14 protein-coding genes are annotated in these 17,835 nt (G+C 64.8%); 11 read left to right on the forward strand and 3 right to left on the reverse strand.

Features of this window, described 5'->3' with window-relative positions:
* The first annotated feature begins 204 nt into the window (after positions 1–204).
* The 8 genes from GN330_RS00655 to GN330_RS00690 all read left to right on the forward strand — a co-directional run bounded on the left by GN330_RS00655 (position 205) and on the right by GN330_RS00690 (position 9,730).
* A complete protein-coding gene (locus GN330_RS00655) occupies positions 205–1,650 on the forward strand; it encodes a homospermidine synthase (RefSeq protein ID WP_156710645.1) in 1,446 nt (481 codons plus the stop codon).
* 108 nt (positions 1,651–1,758) lie between these two features.
* Positions 1,759–2,142, forward strand: a complete 384-nt coding sequence (locus GN330_RS00660; RefSeq protein WP_156710646.1) for an Omp10 family outer membrane lipoprotein — start codon at positions 1,759–1,761, stop codon at positions 2,140–2,142.
* A gap of 143 nt (positions 2,143–2,285) precedes the next feature.
* A complete protein-coding gene (locus tag GN330_RS00665; protein ID WP_156710647.1) occupies positions 2,286–3,539 on the forward strand; it encodes a phenylacetate--CoA ligase family protein in 1,254 nt (417 codons plus the stop codon).
* A gap of 159 nt (positions 3,540–3,698) precedes the next feature.
* The gene (locus tag GN330_RS00670) at positions 3,699–5,915 is read left to right on the forward strand and encodes a 5'-nucleotidase C-terminal domain-containing protein (protein WP_156710648.1); all 2,217 of its coding nucleotides are present in this window, start codon (positions 3,699–3,701) and stop codon (positions 5,913–5,915) included.
* 157 nt (positions 5,916–6,072) lie between these two features.
* Positions 6,073–7,137, forward strand: coding sequence for a ferrochelatase (gene hemH, locus GN330_RS00675; RefSeq protein WP_156710649.1), 1,065 nt, complete (start codon positions 6,073–6,075; stop codon positions 7,135–7,137).
* Positions 7,138–7,156: 19 nt separating this feature from the next.
* A complete protein-coding gene (locus GN330_RS00680; RefSeq protein ID WP_156710650.1) occupies positions 7,157–8,179 on the forward strand; it encodes an alpha/beta hydrolase in 1,023 nt (340 codons plus the stop codon).
* A 119-nt stretch (positions 8,180–8,298) separates the two neighbouring features.
* Entirely contained in the window at positions 8,299–9,249 is a 951-nt protein-coding gene (locus GN330_RS00685) for an SPFH domain-containing protein (RefSeq protein WP_156710651.1), read from the forward strand.
* 22 nt (positions 9,250–9,271) lie between these two features.
* A complete protein-coding gene (locus GN330_RS00690) occupies positions 9,272–9,730 on the forward strand; it encodes an NfeD family protein (protein ID WP_156710652.1) in 459 nt (152 codons plus the stop codon).
* Positions 9,731–9,764: 34 nt separating this feature from the next.
* Here the strand turns inward: GN330_RS00690 and GN330_RS00695 are convergent, their stop codons facing one another.
* Complete coding sequence (locus GN330_RS00695; RefSeq protein ID WP_156710653.1) at positions 9,765–10,763, reverse strand: KpsF/GutQ family sugar-phosphate isomerase; 999 nt, start codon at positions 10,761–10,763, stop codon at positions 9,765–9,767.
* A 176-nt stretch (positions 10,764–10,939) separates the two neighbouring features.
* Between GN330_RS00695 and GN330_RS00700 the strand changes: the two genes are divergently transcribed.
* Positions 10,940–12,667, forward strand: coding sequence for an outer membrane beta-barrel protein (locus GN330_RS00700; RefSeq protein ID WP_197434973.1), 1,728 nt, complete (start codon positions 10,940–10,942; stop codon positions 12,665–12,667).
* A 27-nt stretch (positions 12,668–12,694) separates the two neighbouring features.
* Here the strand turns inward: GN330_RS00700 and galU are convergent, their stop codons facing one another.
* Positions 12,695–13,600, reverse strand: a complete 906-nt coding sequence (galU, locus tag GN330_RS00705; protein WP_156710655.1) for a UTP--glucose-1-phosphate uridylyltransferase GalU — start codon at positions 13,598–13,600, stop codon at positions 12,695–12,697.
* 181 nt (positions 13,601–13,781) lie between these two features.
* Between galU and GN330_RS00710 the strand changes: the two genes are divergently transcribed.
* Entirely contained in the window at positions 13,782–14,999 is a 1,218-nt protein-coding gene (locus tag GN330_RS00710) for a lytic murein transglycosylase (RefSeq protein WP_425487147.1), read from the forward strand.
* Positions 15,000–15,014: 15 nt separating this feature from the next.
* Complete coding sequence (locus tag GN330_RS00715) at positions 15,015–16,247, forward strand: SGNH/GDSL hydrolase family protein (protein ID WP_156710657.1); 1,233 nt, start codon at positions 15,015–15,017, stop codon at positions 16,245–16,247.
* An 83-nt stretch (positions 16,248–16,330) separates the two neighbouring features.
* Here GN330_RS00715 and GN330_RS00720 read toward each other — a convergent pair whose 3' ends face one another.
* The gene (locus tag GN330_RS00720) at positions 16,331–17,785 is read right to left on the reverse strand and encodes a glutamate synthase subunit beta (RefSeq protein WP_156710658.1); all 1,455 of its coding nucleotides are present in this window, start codon (positions 17,783–17,785) and stop codon (positions 16,331–16,333) included.
* Positions 17,786–17,835 lie beyond the last annotated feature (50 nt).

The raw sequence follows: 17,835 nt of genomic DNA on the forward strand, positions 1-17,835 counted from the left end.
ACTATCCTGCGATTGTGGTTTTGCGGTCCGCGCGCGCCCTGGCCGGGCTGGCGGTACCGCTTTGTTCGTCCCTATCACATAGCGTTCTTTTCACCGCTTCGAAACCCGCAGCCACGCTTCGGCGCGTTTTCGCTTTATTGTGACAGGGCTTTGTGATTTAGCCGCGAACCAGAATGACTGGCAATCGGAAAGGAGCCTGTCCGCATGGCTGACAAGGACTGGCCCAAACACGGCGACATCACCGGTCCGATCGTCATGGTCGGTTTCGGCTCCATCGGCCGCGGCACCCTGCCGCTGATCGAACGTCACTTTCGCTTCGACAAATCACGCATGGTGGTGATCGATCCGCGCGATGACGACCGCGCGCTGCTCGACGAGCGCGGTATCGCCTTCGTCCAGGCGCATGTGACCAAGGACAACCTCAAGGATCTGCTGACGCCCTACCTGACCGCCGGCGACGGCCAGGGGTTTTGCGTCAACCTGTCGGTCGACACCTCCTCGCTCGACTTGATGAAACTATGCCGCAAGCTGGATGTGCTTTACGTCGACACAGTCGTGGAACCCTGGCTCGGCTTCTATTTCGACGACAAGGCGGACAACGCCGCGCGCACCAACTACGCGCTGCGCGAAACGGTGCGGCGCGAAAAGCGCAAACATCCCGGCGGCACCACCGCCTTGTCGTGCTGCGGCGCCAATCCCGGCATGGTCTCGTGGTTCGTCAAGCAGGCGCTGGTCAACCTCGCCGACGATCTGGGGCTCGCCTATAAGCGGCCCGGCGCCGGCGACCGCCAGGGCTGGGCGAAGCTGATGAAAAAGGCCGGCGTGAAGGGCATCCATATCGCCGAGCGCGACACGCAGCGGGCCAGGAACCCGAAACCGATGGACGTGTTCTGGAACACCTGGTCGGTCGAGGGTTTCGTCTCCGAGGGACTGCAGCCGGCAGAGCTCGGCTGGGGCACACACGAGAAATGGAAGCCCAAAAACGCCAGAAGCCACAAGAAAGGCAACCGGGCGGCGATCTATCTGGAACAGCCCGGCGCCAATACGCGCGTGCGCACCTGGTGTCCGACACCGGGGGCCCAGTATGGCTTTCTTGTGACGCATAACGAGGCGATCTCGATCGCCGATTTCTTCACCTTGCGCGACAGCAAGGGCAAACTCTCCTACCGGCCGACCTGCCATTACGCTTACCACCCCTGCAACGACGCGGTGCTGTCGCTACACGAGATGTTCGGCGCCGCCGGCAAGGCGCAGCCGGTACAACACGTGCTCGACGAAAACGAGCTGGTCGATGGCATCGACGAACTCGGCGTTCTTCTCTACGGCCACCGGAAGAACGCCTATTGGTTCGGCTCCCAGCTTTCCCTCGACGAGACCCGCAAGCTGGCGCCCTATCAGAACGCGACCGGCCTGCAGGTGACATCGGCGGTGCTGGCCGGCATGGTGTGGGCGCTCGAAAATCCGCGCGCCGGCATCGTGGAAACCGACGAGATGGATTTCGCGCGCTGCCTGGAGGTGCAGAGACCCTATCTCGGCCCTGTAAAGGGCTATTACACCGACTGGACACCGCTCGTCGGCCGGCCCGGCCTGTTTCCCGAAGACATAGACACCAAAGATCCCTGGCAGTTCCGCAACATCCTCGTCAGGTGACCGTGATGGGATCGGCCGGCGCCGACGAAGCGGCCTGCCGCACTGTCGCCTTGCTTTTGCCGGCCTGACGCGGCAAGACAGGCGGTGACGATGAGAGGAGTCGCCACGATGAAGAAGTCCCCCCTGATCCTGGCCGCGGCCGGTCTGGCCATTCTGGCCGGCTGTCAATCCCAGGGACCCGGCGGCGGCCCCGTGGCGCCCCGGCCGACCGGCTTTCAGGGAACCTGGATCGATGCGACCGGCGGTGTTTCGACCCTGTCGGGCGGCTCGTTCCAGACCGTGGCGCTCGATACCGGCGAACGGCTTTCGGAAGGCCGCTATTTCTCCAGCGGTGCGGACCAGGTCACCATGTCCGGCGTGTCGCTGGCCAGAAAGCGCCGCGGCCTGCCGGCCGAGATCAGCTTCAACTGCCGCCAGGTGACGACCGACCAACTCAATTGCACCAGCGCCTCGGGCTCCACTTTTGTGCTGACGCGGCGCCTGCCGGCCTGACGCAACTCGGCTGCACGCCGGACGGGATTCGTTCGCCTGGGCCTGACGCGGATCGAAACTATTTTTTCAAGTGTATCGCCACGCCTTGCGTGGCCGAGCGGCCTCCTGCGATAACGCCTCAAAAATGGGGGAGGAGGACGCCGATGAGCGCTTATTTCGACGACCTGGAGGTTCGTGACCCGGCCGAGCGCGAGCGGGAACTGTTTCGGCGCCTTCCGCGGTTTCTGGCCGACGCGATCGAGGCGGCGCCGGGCCTGGCGCGCTGGCTGGACGGCGTGAACCCCGAGACGGTGACGTCGCGCGAGGCGTTGGCCCGCCTGCCGGTGCTGCGCAAGGCCGAACTGCTCGAAATGCAGCGGCAAGACCCGCCCTTCGGCGGCTTTGCCGACGCCCGGGCGCTCGCCGGGCAGCGCATCTTCATGTCGCCCGGGCCGATCTGGGAACCGCAGGGACAAGGTGTCGATCCGGGCCAGGGCGCGCGTGCCTTCTACGCCGCCGGCATCCGCCCCGGCGCCATCGTCCACAATGCCTTCGCCTACCATATGACGCCCGGCGGCTTCATTCTCGACGACGGCGCGCGCGCGCTTGGCTGCATGTTGTTTCCCGCCGGCACCGGCAACACCGAAATGCAGGTCGAGGCCGCGGCCGCGCTGAAACCTTCGGTCTATTGCGGCACGCCCGACTTTTTGAAGGTCATGCTCGACAAGGCGCGCGAGATGCAAAAGGACCTGTCCTGCTTCCGTCACGGGCTGGTGTCGGGCGGCGCGCTGTTCCCCTCCCTGCGTGTCGAATATGCCGAGCGCGGCATCGACGTCCTGCAATGCTACGCCACCGCCGAATTCGGCGTCATCGCCTTTGAGGCGGCCGGCACAAACGGCAAGCCGCTGCCCGGGATGATCGTCAACGAAAATCTGATCGTGGAAATCGTGCGGCCGGGCACCGGCGACCCGGTGGAAGATGGAGAAGTCGGCGAGGTCGTGGTGACCGGCTTCAATCCCGTCTATCCGCTCGTGCGGCTTGGCACCGGGGACCTGTCCGCCATCTTTCCGGGCCTGTCGGCATGCGGGCGCACGGGCCAGCGCATCAACGGCTGGATGGGCCGCGCCGACCAGCGTACCAAGGTGAAGGGCATGTTCGTCGATCCCAAGCAGGTCGCCGACATCGTGCGCCGCCATCCCGAAATCGCGCGCGCCCGTCTGGTGGTGCGCCGCGACGGCGATCGCGACGCGATGGAACTCCAGATCGAGCCGACCGCCGACGCGAACCCCGAGATCGGCGTCGTCACGGCGACGTTGCGCGAACTGACCAAGCTCGGCGGCGACGTGGCCGTCGTCCAACCCGGCCAGTTGCCCAATGACGGCAAGGTGATCGCCGACGAACGCGATTATTCCGGCTGATCCTTGCCATCGAAACGCTTGCATCGCGCCGGGCTCGGTGTGAACATGGCCCGCAATCGCGCGAGATAATTTTGACAACAAGCCGCGCTAGTTCTCAATTGGGTTTGTTCGAACCCGGCCGTGCCGCAAGCCGGCCAAGGGGTTAACGGGAGAATGGTCATGAAGAAACTCGCCGCGCTCGCTGCCGCATCGGCCTCGATACTCGCCATGTCGGCATCCGCCTCCTTTGCCGACTACACGCTCACCATCCTGCACATCAATGACTGGCACAGCCGGATCGAGTCGATCAACAAATACGATTCGACCTGCTCGGCCGACGACGAGACCGAAGGCAAATGCTTCGGCGGCGCGGCGCGCCTCGTCACCGCAGTGCGCGACCGTCGCGCCGCGCTCGACGGCCAGAACTTTTTGTTCCTCAACGCCGGCGACAATTTCCAAGGCTCGCTGTTTTACACCACCTACAAGGGTGCCGTCGAAGCGGAATTCCTGAACCTGATGGGCACCGACGCCATGGCCGTCGGCAACCATGAGTTCGACGATGGCGAGGACGGCCTTGCGACCTTCCTCGACGCCGCCGACTTCCCCGTGCTGAGCACGAATGTGAAGGCCGCCGACGCCTCGAAACTGACCGGGCGCATCGAGCCGTTCACGATCTTCGAACGCGGCGGCGAACGGATCGCGGTGGTCGGAGCGGTCGCCAACGACACCGCCGAATTGTCCTCGCCGGGCGAGAATATCTCTATCGAGGAGGACGTCGCCACGATCACCGCCGCGGTCGAGGCGGTCAAGGCGCAGGGCGTCGACAAGATCATCGCGCTGACCCATGTCGGCTATCCGCGCGACCTCGCCGCGATCGCCAAGATCCCCGGCGTCGACGTGGTGGTCGGCGGCCACAGCCACACGCTTTTGTCGAACAATGATGACGGCGCGGCCGGCCCCTATCCGACCATGGTCGACAATCCGGACGGATATGCCGTACCGGTGGTGCAGGCTGCCTCCTATTCGAAATATCTCGGCGAGTTCCAGGTCGTCTTCGACGACAACGGCGTCGTGACCTCCGCCGCCGGCGACCCGATGCTGCTCGATGCCTCCGTCACGCCGGACGAACTGGTTCTGGCGCGCATCAAGGAACTCGGCGCTCCGATCGAGGAGCTCAAGAACAAGGTGGTCGCCGAGACCACCGCGCCGATCGACGGCAGCCGCGAAACCTGCCGGGCGCAGGAATGCGAGATGGGCAATCTCGTCGCCGACGCCATGCTCGACCGGGTGAAGGACCAGGGCGTCCAGATCGCCATTCAGAACGGTGGCGGACTGCGCGCCTCGATCGACGCCGGCGAGGTCACGATGGGCGAGGTGCTCGCCGTCCTGCCGTTCCAGAACACGCTCGCCACGTTCCAGCTCAAAGGCGCCGACATCGTCGCCTCGCTGGAAAACGGCGTCAGTCAGATCGAGGATGGCGGCGGCCGCTTCGCCCAGGTCGCCGGCCTGCGCTTCAGCTTCGATCCCTCCGTCGCATCGAACGAAGGCCGCATCCAGTCGGTCGAGGTCAACGAAGACGGAACCTGGGTGCCGATCGACCCGGACAAGACCTACGGCGTCGTCAGCAACAATTTCATGCGCAATGGCGGCGACGGCTATGCGCTGTTCAAGACAAATGCCGAAAACGCTTACGATTACGGGCCCGGGCTGGAGCAGGTGGTCGCCGACTACCTGGTCGAAAACCGTCCCTATCAGCCGGTTGTCGAGGGGCGCATCACCAGGGTCGAGGCGATGGCGGCTGCCGAAGAACCCGAAGAGGAAATGACCGCCGAAGCGGCGCCCGCGAGCGAGCCCGTGGTTGAAACCCCCGAACTGCCCGCAATGTCGAACACTTTGACGACCAAAGCGCCGGAACTCCCCGCCGACGAGGTGGCCGACAAGGCCGCCGAAGAAGCTGCTATGAAGAAGGCCGAGGAAGAAAAAATGGCCAAGGAGGCGGAAATGAAAGCCGCCGAGGAAGCCAAGGCCGCCGAAGAGGCCGCCATGAAGAAGGCCGAGGAAGAAAAAATGGCCAAGGAGGCGGAAATGAAAGCCGCCGAGGAAGCCAAGGCCGCCGAAGAGGCCGCCATGAAGAAGGCCGAGGAAGAAAAAATAGCCAAGGAGGCAGAAATGAAGACCGCCGAGGAGACGACCATTCCCGCCGAAAAGCCCGCCGATGGCGAAATGGCAATGGCGGGAAAAACGCACATGATCGCGCGCGGCGACAGCTACTGGAAGCTCGCTCGCGAATTTTATGGCGATCCGATGATGTGGACCAAGCTGAAGGCGGCGAACCCGGACTACAATCCGGACTTCTTGCCGATCGGCAGCCCGCTCAAGGTGCCGGCCGCCAATTGAGGCGTTTTTGATCGCGCTTCGCGACCAATTGCCCCGCTCCCGTCACCGGGGGCGGGATTTGTGTTTTGTTGCGGACACGTTGGTATAGATCGGCTAGCCGCGCGCTTGATCGCGCGCCACCGGCCGCTATGTGCCTCATTCGCACAAGGACTGCTTCATGACACTCACACCGGGCCCTGCCCAAAAAGAGACCAGGAAGACGGGCCCGCTGCCGGCCGGCCATCCGCGCGTCGCGCCGCCGAAGGTCGGCGTCATGCTGGTCAATCTCGGCACGCCGGACGGCACCGATTTCACGTCGATGCGCCGTTATCTGCGCGAGTTTCTGTCCGACAAGCGCGTGATCGAATGGCCGCGCGCGCTCTGGTATCCGATCCTCTACGGCATCGTGCTCAACACGCGTCCGAAAAAATCCGGCGCCGCCTATGACAAGATCTGGAACCGGGAACGCAACGAATCGCCGCTGCGCACCTTCACCCGCGCCCAGGCCGAAAAGCTGGCGCACGCGCTGCAAAGCCACGACCAGGTGCTCGTCGACTGGGCCATGCGCTACGGGCAACCCTCGATCGAAAGCGTGATCGAGCGTCTGACGGCGGCCGGCTGCGACCGCATCGTGATGTTCCCGCTCTACCCGCAATATTCGGCGACCACGACGGCGACGGTCAACGACGCGTTTTTCAAGGTGCTGATGAAAAAACGCTGGATGCCGGCCACGCGCACCGTGCCGGCCTATCACGACGAACCGGTTTATATCGACGCGCTGGCACGCTCGATCGAAACCCACCTCGCAACGCTCGACTTCGAACCCGAAACGGTGATCGCGTCCTACCACGGCATTCCGCAAAGCTATTTCCGCGCCGGTGACCCCTATCATTGTCATTGCCAGAAAACGACGCGGCTGTTGCGCGAACGGCTCGGCTGGGACGAAAAACGACTGATGACCTGTTTCCAGTCGCGCTTCGGCCCGGAGGAATGGCTGCAACCCTACACCGACAAGACCGTCGAGAGGTTGGCAAGCGACGGGATGAAATCGATCGCAGTCTTCAATCCGGGCTTCGTCTCCGACTGTCTCGAAACACTCGAGGAAATCGCCGGCGAGGCTGGCGAGATTTTCCACGAGGCGGGCGGAAAGAATTTTACCCATATTCCCTGCCTCAACGACAGTGCCGAAGGCATGGCGGTCATCGAGGCGATGGTGCGCCGCGAACTGTCCGGCTGGATCTGAGACCGCAAGGGACAGTCGCATGCTCGCCAAGCTCGCCACGTCCGCGCTCGTCACGCTTGCCGCCGGCGTCGCGATCCTCGCCGGCCTTGTCGCCTTCAGCCGGCCGCCCGAACGCCCGCAGCCAACACAAGGCTCCGGTCTCGATTTCGCCGCCGCGATCACGGTTGACCTGTCCGCTCTTCCCGAACGGCAGGATTATCGCGCCCGCGACGGCGCCTCTCTCCACTACCGGCGCTATGCCGCCGCCAATGGCGGGTCGGCGCGCACGATCATTCTCGTCCATGGTTCGGGCTGGCACGGCATGCAGTTTCACGCGCTCGCCACGGCGCTCGCCGCGAACGGGCACGGCACCGTGATCGCGCCCGACCTGCGCGGGCATGGACAAAACCCCGCCCGGCGTGGCGACGTCGACCATATCGGTCAGCTCGAGGAAGACCTTTTCGACTTGATCGCCCACCTGAAAGAGGGAGGCAAGGCCGGTCCGGTCGTCCTCGGAGGCCATTCGTCAGGCGGCGGGCTTGTCGTGCGTTTCGCCGGCGGGCGTTATGGCGGCGAGGCCGATGCCTTCTTGCTGCTTGCGCCCTTTCTCAAATATAATGCGCCGACCACACGGCCCGATTCCGGCGGCTGGGCACGCCCGGCCACCGGGCGCATTGTTGCGCTCGGCCTGCTCAACGCCCTCGGCATCACCGCGTTCAACCATTTACCCGTGATCGGCTTCGCCATGCCGCAGGCCGTGCTCGACGGCCCGCTCGGCGACACCGCCACGACGCGCTACACCTACCGCATGAATGTCTCATTCGCGCCGCGCTCCGATTACGCGAGCGATCTTGCCCGGCTCGACAGGCCTTTCCTGCTGCTCGCGGGCGACAGGGACGAAGCCTTCATCGCCGACCGCTACGAGCCGACCATCAAGCCGCACACGCCCGCCGGCACCTATCGGGTTCTGCCCGGCGTCAACCATCTCGGCGTGGTCGATGCCGCAGCGACCATCGACGCCATCGGCGCCTGGCTGCCTGAATGGGTTCCGGCGGAATCGTGACGGCCGGGCCGGCGGAACTGTTTCCATCCGGCCACAAAACGGTCTAAGTCTTCCCGCTGACAGGATTACCGGCCGACACGCCGGCGTCCAATTCGACACGGCCAGCGGAGGACATACGCATGCCAATCACCGGTCTCGACATTCTCATTCCGGTCCTTGTCGTTCTCGTGCTGCTGCTCATCTTTGTCGGCATCAAGACCGTGCCGCAGGGAAGCAATTTCACCGTTGAGCGTTTCGGCCGCTACACCCGCACCCTGTCGCCCGGCCTCAACGTCATCGTGCCCTTCATCGACCGCGTTGGCGCCAGACTGAACATGATGGAGCAGGTGCTCGACGTGCCGACTCAGGAGGTGATCACCCGCGACAACGCCATCGTGGCCGTCGACGGCGTTGCCTTCTATCAGGTGCTCAACGCCGCCCAGGCCGCCTATCAGGTGTCGGGCCTGGAAAACGCCATCCTCAACCTGACCATGACCAATATTCGCTCCGTCATGGGGTCGATGGACCTCGACGAGCTGTTGTCGAACCGCGACGCCATTAACGAGCGTCTGCTGCGCGTGGTCGACGAGGCCGCCAACCCCTGGGGGGTGAAGATGACCCGGGTCGAGATCAAGGACATCAATCCGCCCGAAAACCTGGTCGATTCGATGGCCCGCCAGATGATGGCCGAACGCAATAAGCGCGCCCAAATTCTGGAGGCCGAAGGCTTGAAACAGGCCCAGGTTCTGGAGGCCGAGGGCCGCAAAGAGGCGGCCTTCCGCGACGCCGAAGCCCGCGAACGCCTCGCCGAGGCCGAGGCCCGCGCCACCCAGTCGGTCTCGGAGGCGATCGCCCAGGGCGGCGTGCAGGCGATCAACTATTTCGTCGCCCAGAAATACACCGAGGCTCTGGCCAAGATCGGCTCGGCCAACAACAACAAGGTCGTCCTGATGCCGTTCGAGGCGTCATCACTGATCGGCTCGCTGGGTGGCATCGGCGCGATCGCCAAGGAAGTGTTCGGCGAGGACGCGGTTCCGCTGGTCCGGCGCAGTCCGGCGCGGCCGCCCGTGGTCACGCCGGACGAATCCTGAACCCGGCACGGGAAAATCTGGCATGATCGCAAGTGTCTTCGTCGAACTCGGCCCCTGGAGCTGGATCGTGCTCGGCTTCGCCCTTCTGGCCGCCGAGATCCTCGTTCCCGGCGTCTTTCTTGTCTGGATCGGGCTAGCAGCACTCGCCACCGGATTGCTGTCGATTGCCTTCTGGGAGGCCCGGTTCTGGGACTGGCAGGTACAGACGCTGGTTTTCCTCGCCCTGTCGCTGGTGGCCGCCTATGGCGGCTATCGCTTCGTCCACGGCCGCCAGGCGCCGAGCGACCAGCCGCTGCTCAACCAACGCGCCAAACAGCTCGTCGGACGCACCGCGACGCTGGATGAATCCATCCGTGACAACCGGGGCCGGATCCGCATCGGCGACACCTATTGGCGCGTGTCGGGTCCCGACGCGGCGGCGGGAACGCGGGTGCGCGTGGTCGCGGTCAAGGACGGCGATCTGGTCGTCGAAATCATCTGATAGCGGCAGGCTTTCGACCAGGCAGGCCGGAACCTCACGCCGCGCCGATCGCCAGCAGATCGTGGAAATGGACGATCCCGACCGGCCGGCCCTCCTCGACCACGACCAGGGCGCTGATGTGATGCTCGTTGAGCGCGGCCATGGCGGCACCGGCGAGCGTGGTCGGTCCGATCGTCTTGGGCGCGCGCGTCATCAGGTCCTCAACGGCGAGTTCGGAAAGGTTGCGATCGAGGCTGCGCGCCAGGTCGCCATCGGTGAAGATGCCCGCCAGCCGGCCGCCGGCATCGGTCACGCACACACAGCCGAAGCGTTTTTTCGCCAACATCATGACGGCTTCGGGCATCCGAGTTCCGGGCCCCACGAGCGGCAATTCCTCCTCGCCGTGCATGATCTCGCGCACCTGGGTCAGGTTCGCACCAAGCTTGCCGCCGGGATGGAAGGTCTTGAAATTGTCCGGCGTGAAGCCGCGCGCTTCCAGCAACGCCACCGCCAGCGCGTCGCCGATCGCCAGTTGCAGCAATGTCGACGTCGTCGGCGCCAGCCCGTGTGGGCAGGCCTCGGCCGCTCGTGGCAGGCATAAAACGATGTCGGCTTCGCGCGCCAGGGTGGAGTCCTCGCCCGAGGTGATGGCGATCAGCGGAATCGCGAAGCGTTTCGAATAAGAGACGATTCCCTTCAGCTCCGAGCTTTCGCCCGACCAGGACATGGCGATGACGGCGTCGTCGCGGGTGATCATGCCGAGATCGCCGTGATTGGCTTCCGCCGGATGCACGAAGAACGCCGGAGTTCCCGTGGATGACAGCGTCGCGGCCAGTTTCGAGCCAATATGGTGGCTTTTGCCGACACCGGTCGCGATCACCCGACCGCGAATCGCCGACAGACGCGCCACCGCGTCCGCGAACGGTTCTGAAAGCCCGTTGTCGAGGGCTTCCGCCAGCGCGGCCATGCCGGCCTGCCCAGTCGAGACCGTGCGCACCGCGGACGCGATCGCAGCGTCGTGATCCGGCTGCTTTTTCTCTGGAATGCCTTGCATGGCGCTTCGTTTAGCCGCTTCGTCATGCCGTGTCCAACGGCATTTGGCACGCCGGAACGCCGGCCGCGAACCGGACCCGCCGGCGGTTCTCAACCAAGCGTTAACCATCCCCATTTACGGTTCGGTAAAGTTCCACCACGCGCGCGCATCAGGACATGACGAGGACGCCGAAAAGCATGCGGGAAAAAACCGGCGTCCCGCTCTTGCGAGGGGCAGCCACCGGCCTTTTTGCCGCCGCCTTTTGCACCGGCGTTTCGACAATGCCGGCTCTCGGCCAGGAAAGCGATCTGCGTGGCGGGGTCTTGGAGGAAACCGTCAATCGCAGCCTGCTGTCGTCCGGCGGCATCCGCCCCGGCGAGGAAGTTTCCGCCGACAACGAGGCGGCGCCACGGGGCTATGTTCCCGTCAGCGAAGGCGCGCTTCCCGACGAGGCCGAGGATGGCGCGGACCCGGCCGGGCGCGAGCGCAGCATTTTTGCCGACTCCGACGACGACGATCCCTTCGCCGACGCGCCACGGCCCGCTCGCCGGCCATCCATGGCGCGTCAGAACCGCCGCCAGACGGAGTCGGAGATCGCGGCAGAGCGGCAGCAGAGCCGGACGCCGGGCACCACCGACGAAGACGAAGAGGCAGGCGAAGAGGTCGTCGAGACGACCGCCTCGGTACGCGCACCGACCCTCGACAGTCTCGACGAAGAGGCCAATAGCTCGGCGGAAGTCCTGAACGGTCGCGTCGAAGCGATCGAGAACCGCGACCTGGACGCCGAGGAGGCTCCCTACGCGCCCCTCGGCCTGCGGCTCGGCACGTTCGACGTCACCGCGACCCTCGACCAGGGCGTGCGCTGGACCAGCAATGTCGATTCCAGCCCCAGCGGCGAGCAAGGCTGGCTGTCGGAAACCCAGCTTCGCCTCAACGCGGTGTCGGATTGGTCGCGCCACGCCGCCCGCGCCAGCCTTTACGGCACGTTCTTGAAATCGGTGTCCGGGGCTGACTATTCCCAGGCCCAGGGCGGGCTCGATACCGCGCTCGATCTCGATCTCGGCGGCGGTTACGCTGCTAGCGCGGGTTTTGCCTACACGCTGCGCCCGGAAACCGCATCCTCCCCGGTCGTGATCGTCGGCACCGCCTCCCAGCCGCTTCAGCACGGCCTGACCGGCACACTCGGCCTGCGCAAGGATGTCGGCAAGCTGCGCCTGTCGGCGACCGGGCTTGTCGACCGTGAGTTTTATTCCGACGCCGAACTGTCGAGCGGCGGAACCTTGTCGCAGGAAGAACGCAACGCGACCCTGGCCTCGGTCGCGCTGAGGATTGGCTACGAGGTCGCACCGGCGCTGGTGCCGTTCGTGGAGACCGAGATCGGGCGCCGTTTCTACGATCTTGAGATCGACAGCAGCGGTTTTGCCCGCTCCGCCGATCGCCTGGCGGTGCGCGGCGGCGCGACATTCGATTTCGGCGAAAAGCTTTCAGGCGAGGTGTCGGCCGGCTGGCTGCGCGAGACCTTCGACGACACGCGCCTGGCGCCGGTCTCCGGCCCGACCGTCGATGCCCGCCTCGCCTGGTCGCCGGTTCGCCGCACCACGGTGACGCTCACCGGCTCGACGACCGTCGAAGGCACCACCAGCGCCGGAGAGAGCGGCTCGATCCTGTATTCAGGCGGGCTTGCCCTGTCGCGCGAGGCGCGCGCCAACCTGCTCTTGGAAGCCTCGATCGGCGCTGACTGGCGCGACTATATCGGCACGCGCGACAGCGAGCTTGGACTGCGCGCCGAGGCCGGCGCGACCTGGTGGTTCAACCGCTATGCCGGCATCAATGGCCGCCTGCGCCACGAGACTTTCAGGAGCACGCTGCCCAACCGCGATTGGCAGGCCAGCAGCGTCTATCTGGGCCTGCGGCTGCAGCGCTGAACCGTGTGTGCCGAAGGCGGGCGCGTGTCAGCGCTTGGTGGCGCGGCGTTCGACCGGCTCAATTTCCGCCATCAGCCGTGACAGTTCCTCCGAAACCACCGGCTGGATATCGGGCCGCCACAGCGCGAAAGCGACATTGGCTGCCACGAACCCTTCCGGCGAGCCGCAATCGAAGGTCCGGCCCTTGTAGTGATAACCGTAGAAGGGCTGGCGCTCCATCAGCGTGAGCATGGCGTCGGTCAACTGGATCTCGCCGCCGGCACCCTGTTTCTGTTCGGCCAGGATATCGAAAATCTCTGGCTGCAGGATATAGCGTCCGTTGATGTAGAGGTTGGATGGCGCCGTTCCCGGAGCCGGCTTCTCCACCATGCCGGTGATCTCGAAACCGGTGCCGGCCTCGCCGCCCTTTTCAACGATGCCGTATTTGTGCGTCTCGCCCGGGTCGCACTCCTGCACCGCCACGACGTTCTTACCCGTGCGGGCGTAGAGGTCGACCATCTCGGTCAGGCAGGACCGCTTAGACTGCATGATCATGTCCGGCAGCAGGAGCGCGAACGGCTCGTCGCCGACGATCGAACGGGCGCACCACACCGCATGGCCCAGCCCCAACGGCTCCTGCTGGCGCGTGAAGCTGGTTTCGCCGGGCCCCGGCTGCATGCGCTGCAGCCGCTCGAGCTGGGCATCCTTTCCGCGCTGGGCGAGCGTATCGTAGAGTTCGACCTGGATGTCGAAATGGTCCTCGATGACGCCTTTGTTGCGCCCCGTGACGAAAACCAGGTGCTCGATGCCGGCCTCGCGCGCCTCGTCGACGACATATTGGATGACGGGCTTGTCGACGACGGTCAGCATTTCCTTCGGCACCGCCTTCGTCGCCGGCAGAAACCGGGTGCCGAGCCCCGCAACCGGGAAAACCGCTTTTCGAACTTTTCTCATCACTGCAACCAAGCCTTCGATTCCGACAGTGACATCGTCACGCCGGAATTAAGAAATATCGAACGGGATAGCCGATCGGTGTGGACACACCGGCCTATGTCTCGCCGATTCACACTATGGTAAACCATTTTCTAACCGCAACCCGCGAAAGATCATCCCGAGACAACAAACGGATCAGATGATGCTTGCAAAAACATTCGTCGCACGCGCGACCAGTCTCCTTGCCGGTGCGGCTCTCGCGTTCGGCCTGCTGACTTCCCCGGTGCTGGCCGATGCGAAATTCGAACGCTGGGTGGCGGGCTTCCGCAGCACCGCCCAGAAGAACGGCATTTCCAACGCCACGCTCGACCGCGCCTTCCGCGGCGTGACCGCTCCCGACCCGGAAGTGCTGGAGAAAGCCCGCTATCAGCCGGAATTCACCGCCCCGGTCTGGGACTATTTCGACAACCGCGTCCACGAGCACTCGATCACGGTGGGCCGCCAGATGGCGCGCAAGTGGAAAAACTGGCTCGACCGAATCGAATCCCGTTTCGGGGTCGACCGCCATATCCTCCTGGCGATCTGGTCGATGGAATCGAACTATGGCGAAATCCTCGAAAACGACCGGGTGATGCGCAATGTCGTGCGCTCGCTGTCGACCTTGGCCTATGCCGACAAGCGGCGCGCCAAATTCGCGCGCACCCAGCTCCTCGCCGCACTGAAAATCCTGCAATCGGGCGACATCGACGTCTCCCATCTGACCGGGTCGTGGGCCGGCGCCATGGGCCACACGCAGTTCATCCCCACAAGCTATCAGGCCTATGCGGTCGACATCGACGGCAATGGCCGCCGCGACATCTGGAATTCCATCCCCGACGCGCTGGCGACGGCGGCGAACCTCTTGCGCAAGAATGGTTGGCAGGGCGGCAAGACCTGGGGTTACGAGGTCAGCCTGCCGCCGGGCCGCAAGTTTCCCGGCGGTTCGATGTCGCTGGCCAAGTGGCAGTCGATCGGCGTAACACGAACCAACGGCAAGCCTTTCCCGCGCGCGTCCGAGAAGGCAGAGCTGAAAGTGCTCGACGGTCGCGCCGGGCCGGCCTTCCTGATGACACGCAATTTCTTCGTCCTGAAACGCTACAATAACGCCGACAAATACGCGCTGGCGGTTGGTCTTCTGGCCGACGAAATCGCCGGTTATGGCGGACTGGAACGTGACTGGAACCGGCCCTTCACCAAATTGAGTTTCGCCGAAAAACAGGAACTGCAGAAGCGCCTGGGGGCAGTCGGACTTTATGACGGTCCGATCGACGGCAAGATCGGCTCGGGGTCGCGCGGCGCGATCGAAACCTACCAGAAGCGGGTCGGCATGCCGGTCGACGGTCATCCCAGCATGGAAGTGCTCAGCCGGCTGCGCCGCTGACTTGAAGGAACATTTATGCACGAGCGGGCTTCGACACGACTGCCAACGACGCGTCTCCTGGCGATCGCGCTGCTCGCCCTGGCGACCGTGTTCATCGACGTCGCCGGCGGGGCCTTCGCGCAGGAGCGGCCGCGCACGCTGCTGGAATTCCTGTTTCGGGGCGGACGTGAACGCGCCCGCCAGCCGGAGCGACGACAGGTCCCGCAGGTGAAAAAACGGACCACCACGCGGCGCGCCACGGCCCCGAGCCGGTCTTCCGCGCCGTCGCGGCCGACCGTCGACGCGGTGGAAAAGGCCGAGGATGCCCGCGTCGTCGTCATCGTCGGCGACTTTCTCGCCGGCGGCCTGGCGGAAGGACTGACGACGGTGTTCGCCGAGGATCCGACTGTGCGTATCGTCGACAGGTCAAACGGCTCGTCGGGCTTCGTGCGTGACGATTTCTATAACTGGCCCGCCGAGATCGGCCCGATTCTGGACGAGGTGAAACCGGCCGTCGGCGTGGTCATGATGGGGTCGAACGACCGCCAGCAAATGCGCGTCGACGGAAATCGGGAAAGCGTGCGTTCGGAAAAATGGACCGCGGAATACGCCACCCGCGCCGGGACACTGGCACAGAGTTTCGCCGAACGCGGTGTTCCCGTGGTCTGGGTCGGCCTGCCGGCCTTCAAATTCTCGACAATGACCTCCGACATGCTGGCCTTCAACGACCTGCAGCGTAACGCGGTCGAGACCGTCGGCGGCACCTTCGTCGATATCTGGGAGGGCTTCGTGGACGAAAACGGCGCCTATGCGGCCACTGGCCCCGACATCAACGGGCAGGCGGTCAGGCTGCGCGCCGGCGACGGTATCAATTTCACCCAGGCCGGCCGGCGCAAGATCGCCTTTTATGCCGAAAAACCGCTGAAGCGGATTCTGGGCGCCGGCCCCTCTAGTATCTTTCCCGATCTCGGCGTGCCCGAGTTACTGGGTCCGCCGACGGCCGGTCAGCCGACGGTCGAGCGCACACCCCCGATCGCACTCGGCGATCCCGATCTGGACGGCGGGGACGAATTATTGGGTGCGAGCCTCGATCCAAAGACCGGCGAGGCCGTGACCCTGTCGGAAAAGCTTGCCATTGAGGGTAAAACGCCCGCCCCCCGCCCCGGACGGGTCGACGATTTTTCGATCGGCGTCGAGCCGGCCGTCGCCGTGGTGCCCCAACCGGGTGCGGACCGCGACGAGACCTCTGCGATCGTGCCGGCCCGGTAGAAAATAGTCTCGAAAAGTGTCGGCGGGGTCCGGTCCGCTGCCGCCGGTTCCCGTTGCCGGTTGCTGGCTCCCGATCCGGCAATCTACCGCGGCAGCACCGACGATCCCATCAGAAAGGTGTCGATGGAATGCGCGGCCTGGCGACCCTCGCGGATCGCCCAAACGACCAGCGATTGGCCGCGCCGCACGTCGCCGGCCGCAAAGAAGCGGTCGAGACTGGTGCGATAGTCGCGGTCGTTGGCCTCGATATTGGTCGAGCGGCGTCGGTCGAGCACGGTCGTGACCTTGTCCGACAGCTCCCGCATGATGCCGCCCTCGATCGGGCCGGAAAAGCCGATGGCGATGAAGGCGAGATCGGCGCGGATCAGGAATTCCGTGCCGGCGATCGGCTTGCGCGCCTCGTCGACCGCGGCGCATTTGACCCCTGTCAGCACTCCGTCCTCGCCGACGAATTCGAGCGTGGCGACCTGGAATTCGCGCTCAGCGCCCTCGGCCTGGCTCGAAGAGGTGCGCATCTTGGTCGCCCAATAGGGCCACACGGCGAGCTTGTCCTCCTTTTCCGGCGGTTGCGGACGGATGTCGAGCTGGGTGACACGCACCGCCCCCTGGCGGAACGCGGTCCCCACGCAATCCGACGCCGTGTCGCCGCCGCCGACGACGACGACATGCTTGCCGCCGGCGAGGATAGCCTCGGACGGCCAGGCCGACGACTGGATGTCCTCGCCCGCCACGCGCCGGTTCTGCTGGACGAGATAGGGCATGGCGTCATGGACGCCGATCAGCTCGCTGCCGGGAATGCCGGCCGGGCGCGGATTTTCCGAACCGCCGCAATAAAGCACCGCGTCATAGGCCGCCAACAGCTCCTCGACGGACTTGTCGATGCCAACATTGACGCCGCAGAAAAACGTCACCCCCTCGCCTTCCATCTGGCTGACGCGACGGTCGACATGGTGTTTTTCGATCTTGAAATCCGGGATGCCGTAGCGCATCAGCCCGCCTGGCCGGCTCTCGCGCTCGTAGACATGCACCTCGTGGCCTGCCCTGCCGAGTTGCTGGGCGGCCGCCATGCCGGCCGGTCCCGAGCCGATGACGGCGACTTTCTTGCCGGTCTTGTGCTCGGCCGGATAGGGCCGCATGTGGCCCGTCTCCCAGGCCCGATCGGCGATCGCGTGCTCGATCGTCTTGATGGCGACGGGAATATCCTCGAGGTTGAGCGTGCACGCCTCCTCGCACGGAGCCGGGCAGATACGCCCGGTCCATTCGGGAAAATTGTTCGTCGAGTGCAGGTTGCGGATCGCCGTATCCCAGTCGCCATTATAGACGAGATCGTTCCAGTCGGGAATCTGGTTGTGAACCGGGCAGCCCGTCGGACCGTGGCAATAGGGAATGCCGCAATCCATGCAGCGCGCGGCCTGTTTCTCGACTTCCTTCTCCGACATCGGCAGCGTGAACTCGCGAAAATGCCGAATGCGGTCGGAGGCCGGCTGATATTTGTGCACCTGCCGGTCGATCTCGAGAAAACCTGTTACCTTGCCCATATGTCGCTCTCCAAGGCACCGCGGCGCGGGGTTTGCGCCCGCGCGCCGGC

Source organism: Nitratireductor arenosus (assembly GCF_009742725.1).
In the GTDB taxonomy this organism is placed as follows: Bacteria; Pseudomonadota; Alphaproteobacteria; order Rhizobiales; family Rhizobiaceae; genus Mangrovimarina; species Mangrovimarina arenosa.

What these genes read in the sequence shown, in the direction of transcription:
- GN330_RS00720 (WP_156710658.1), bottom strand. Translation starts at nt 17,785, where the DNA reads ATGGGCAAGGTAACAGGTTTTCTCGAGATCGACCGGCAGGTGCACAAA.
- GN330_RS00680 (WP_156710650.1), top strand. Translation starts at nt 7,157, where the DNA reads ATGCTCGCCAAGCTCGCCACGTCCGCGCTCGTCACGCTTGCCGCCGGC.
- GN330_RS00660 (WP_156710646.1), top strand. Translation starts at nt 1,759, where the DNA reads ATGAAGAAGTCCCCCCTGATCCTGGCCGCGGCCGGTCTGGCCATTCTG.
- GN330_RS00700 (WP_197434973.1), top strand. Translation starts at nt 10,940, where the DNA reads ATGCGGGAAAAAACCGGCGTCCCGCTCTTGCGAGGGGCAGCCACCGGC.
- GN330_RS00685 (WP_156710651.1), top strand. Translation starts at nt 8,299, where the DNA reads ATGCCAATCACCGGTCTCGACATTCTCATTCCGGTCCTTGTCGTTCTC.
- GN330_RS00710 (WP_425487147.1), top strand. Translation starts at nt 13,782, where the DNA reads ATGCTTGCAAAAACATTCGTCGCACGCGCGACCAGTCTCCTTGCCGGT.
- hemH (WP_156710649.1), top strand. Translation starts at nt 6,073, where the DNA reads ATGACACTCACACCGGGCCCTGCCCAAAAAGAGACCAGGAAGACGGGC.
- GN330_RS00695 (WP_156710653.1), bottom strand. Translation starts at nt 10,763, where the DNA reads ATGCAAGGCATTCCAGAGAAAAAGCAGCCGGATCACGACGCTGCGATC.
- GN330_RS00665 (WP_156710647.1), top strand. Translation starts at nt 2,286, where the DNA reads ATGAGCGCTTATTTCGACGACCTGGAGGTTCGTGACCCGGCCGAGCGC.
- GN330_RS00690 (WP_156710652.1), top strand. Translation starts at nt 9,272, where the DNA reads ATGATCGCAAGTGTCTTCGTCGAACTCGGCCCCTGGAGCTGGATCGTG.
- GN330_RS00655 (WP_156710645.1), top strand. Translation starts at nt 205, where the DNA reads ATGGCTGACAAGGACTGGCCCAAACACGGCGACATCACCGGTCCGATC.
- GN330_RS00670 (WP_156710648.1), top strand. Translation starts at nt 3,699, where the DNA reads ATGAAGAAACTCGCCGCGCTCGCTGCCGCATCGGCCTCGATACTCGCC.
- GN330_RS00715 (WP_156710657.1), top strand. Translation starts at nt 15,015, where the DNA reads ATGCACGAGCGGGCTTCGACACGACTGCCAACGACGCGTCTCCTGGCG.
- galU (WP_156710655.1), bottom strand. Translation starts at nt 13,600, where the DNA reads ATGAGAAAAGTTCGAAAAGCGGTTTTCCCGGTTGCGGGGCTCGGCACC.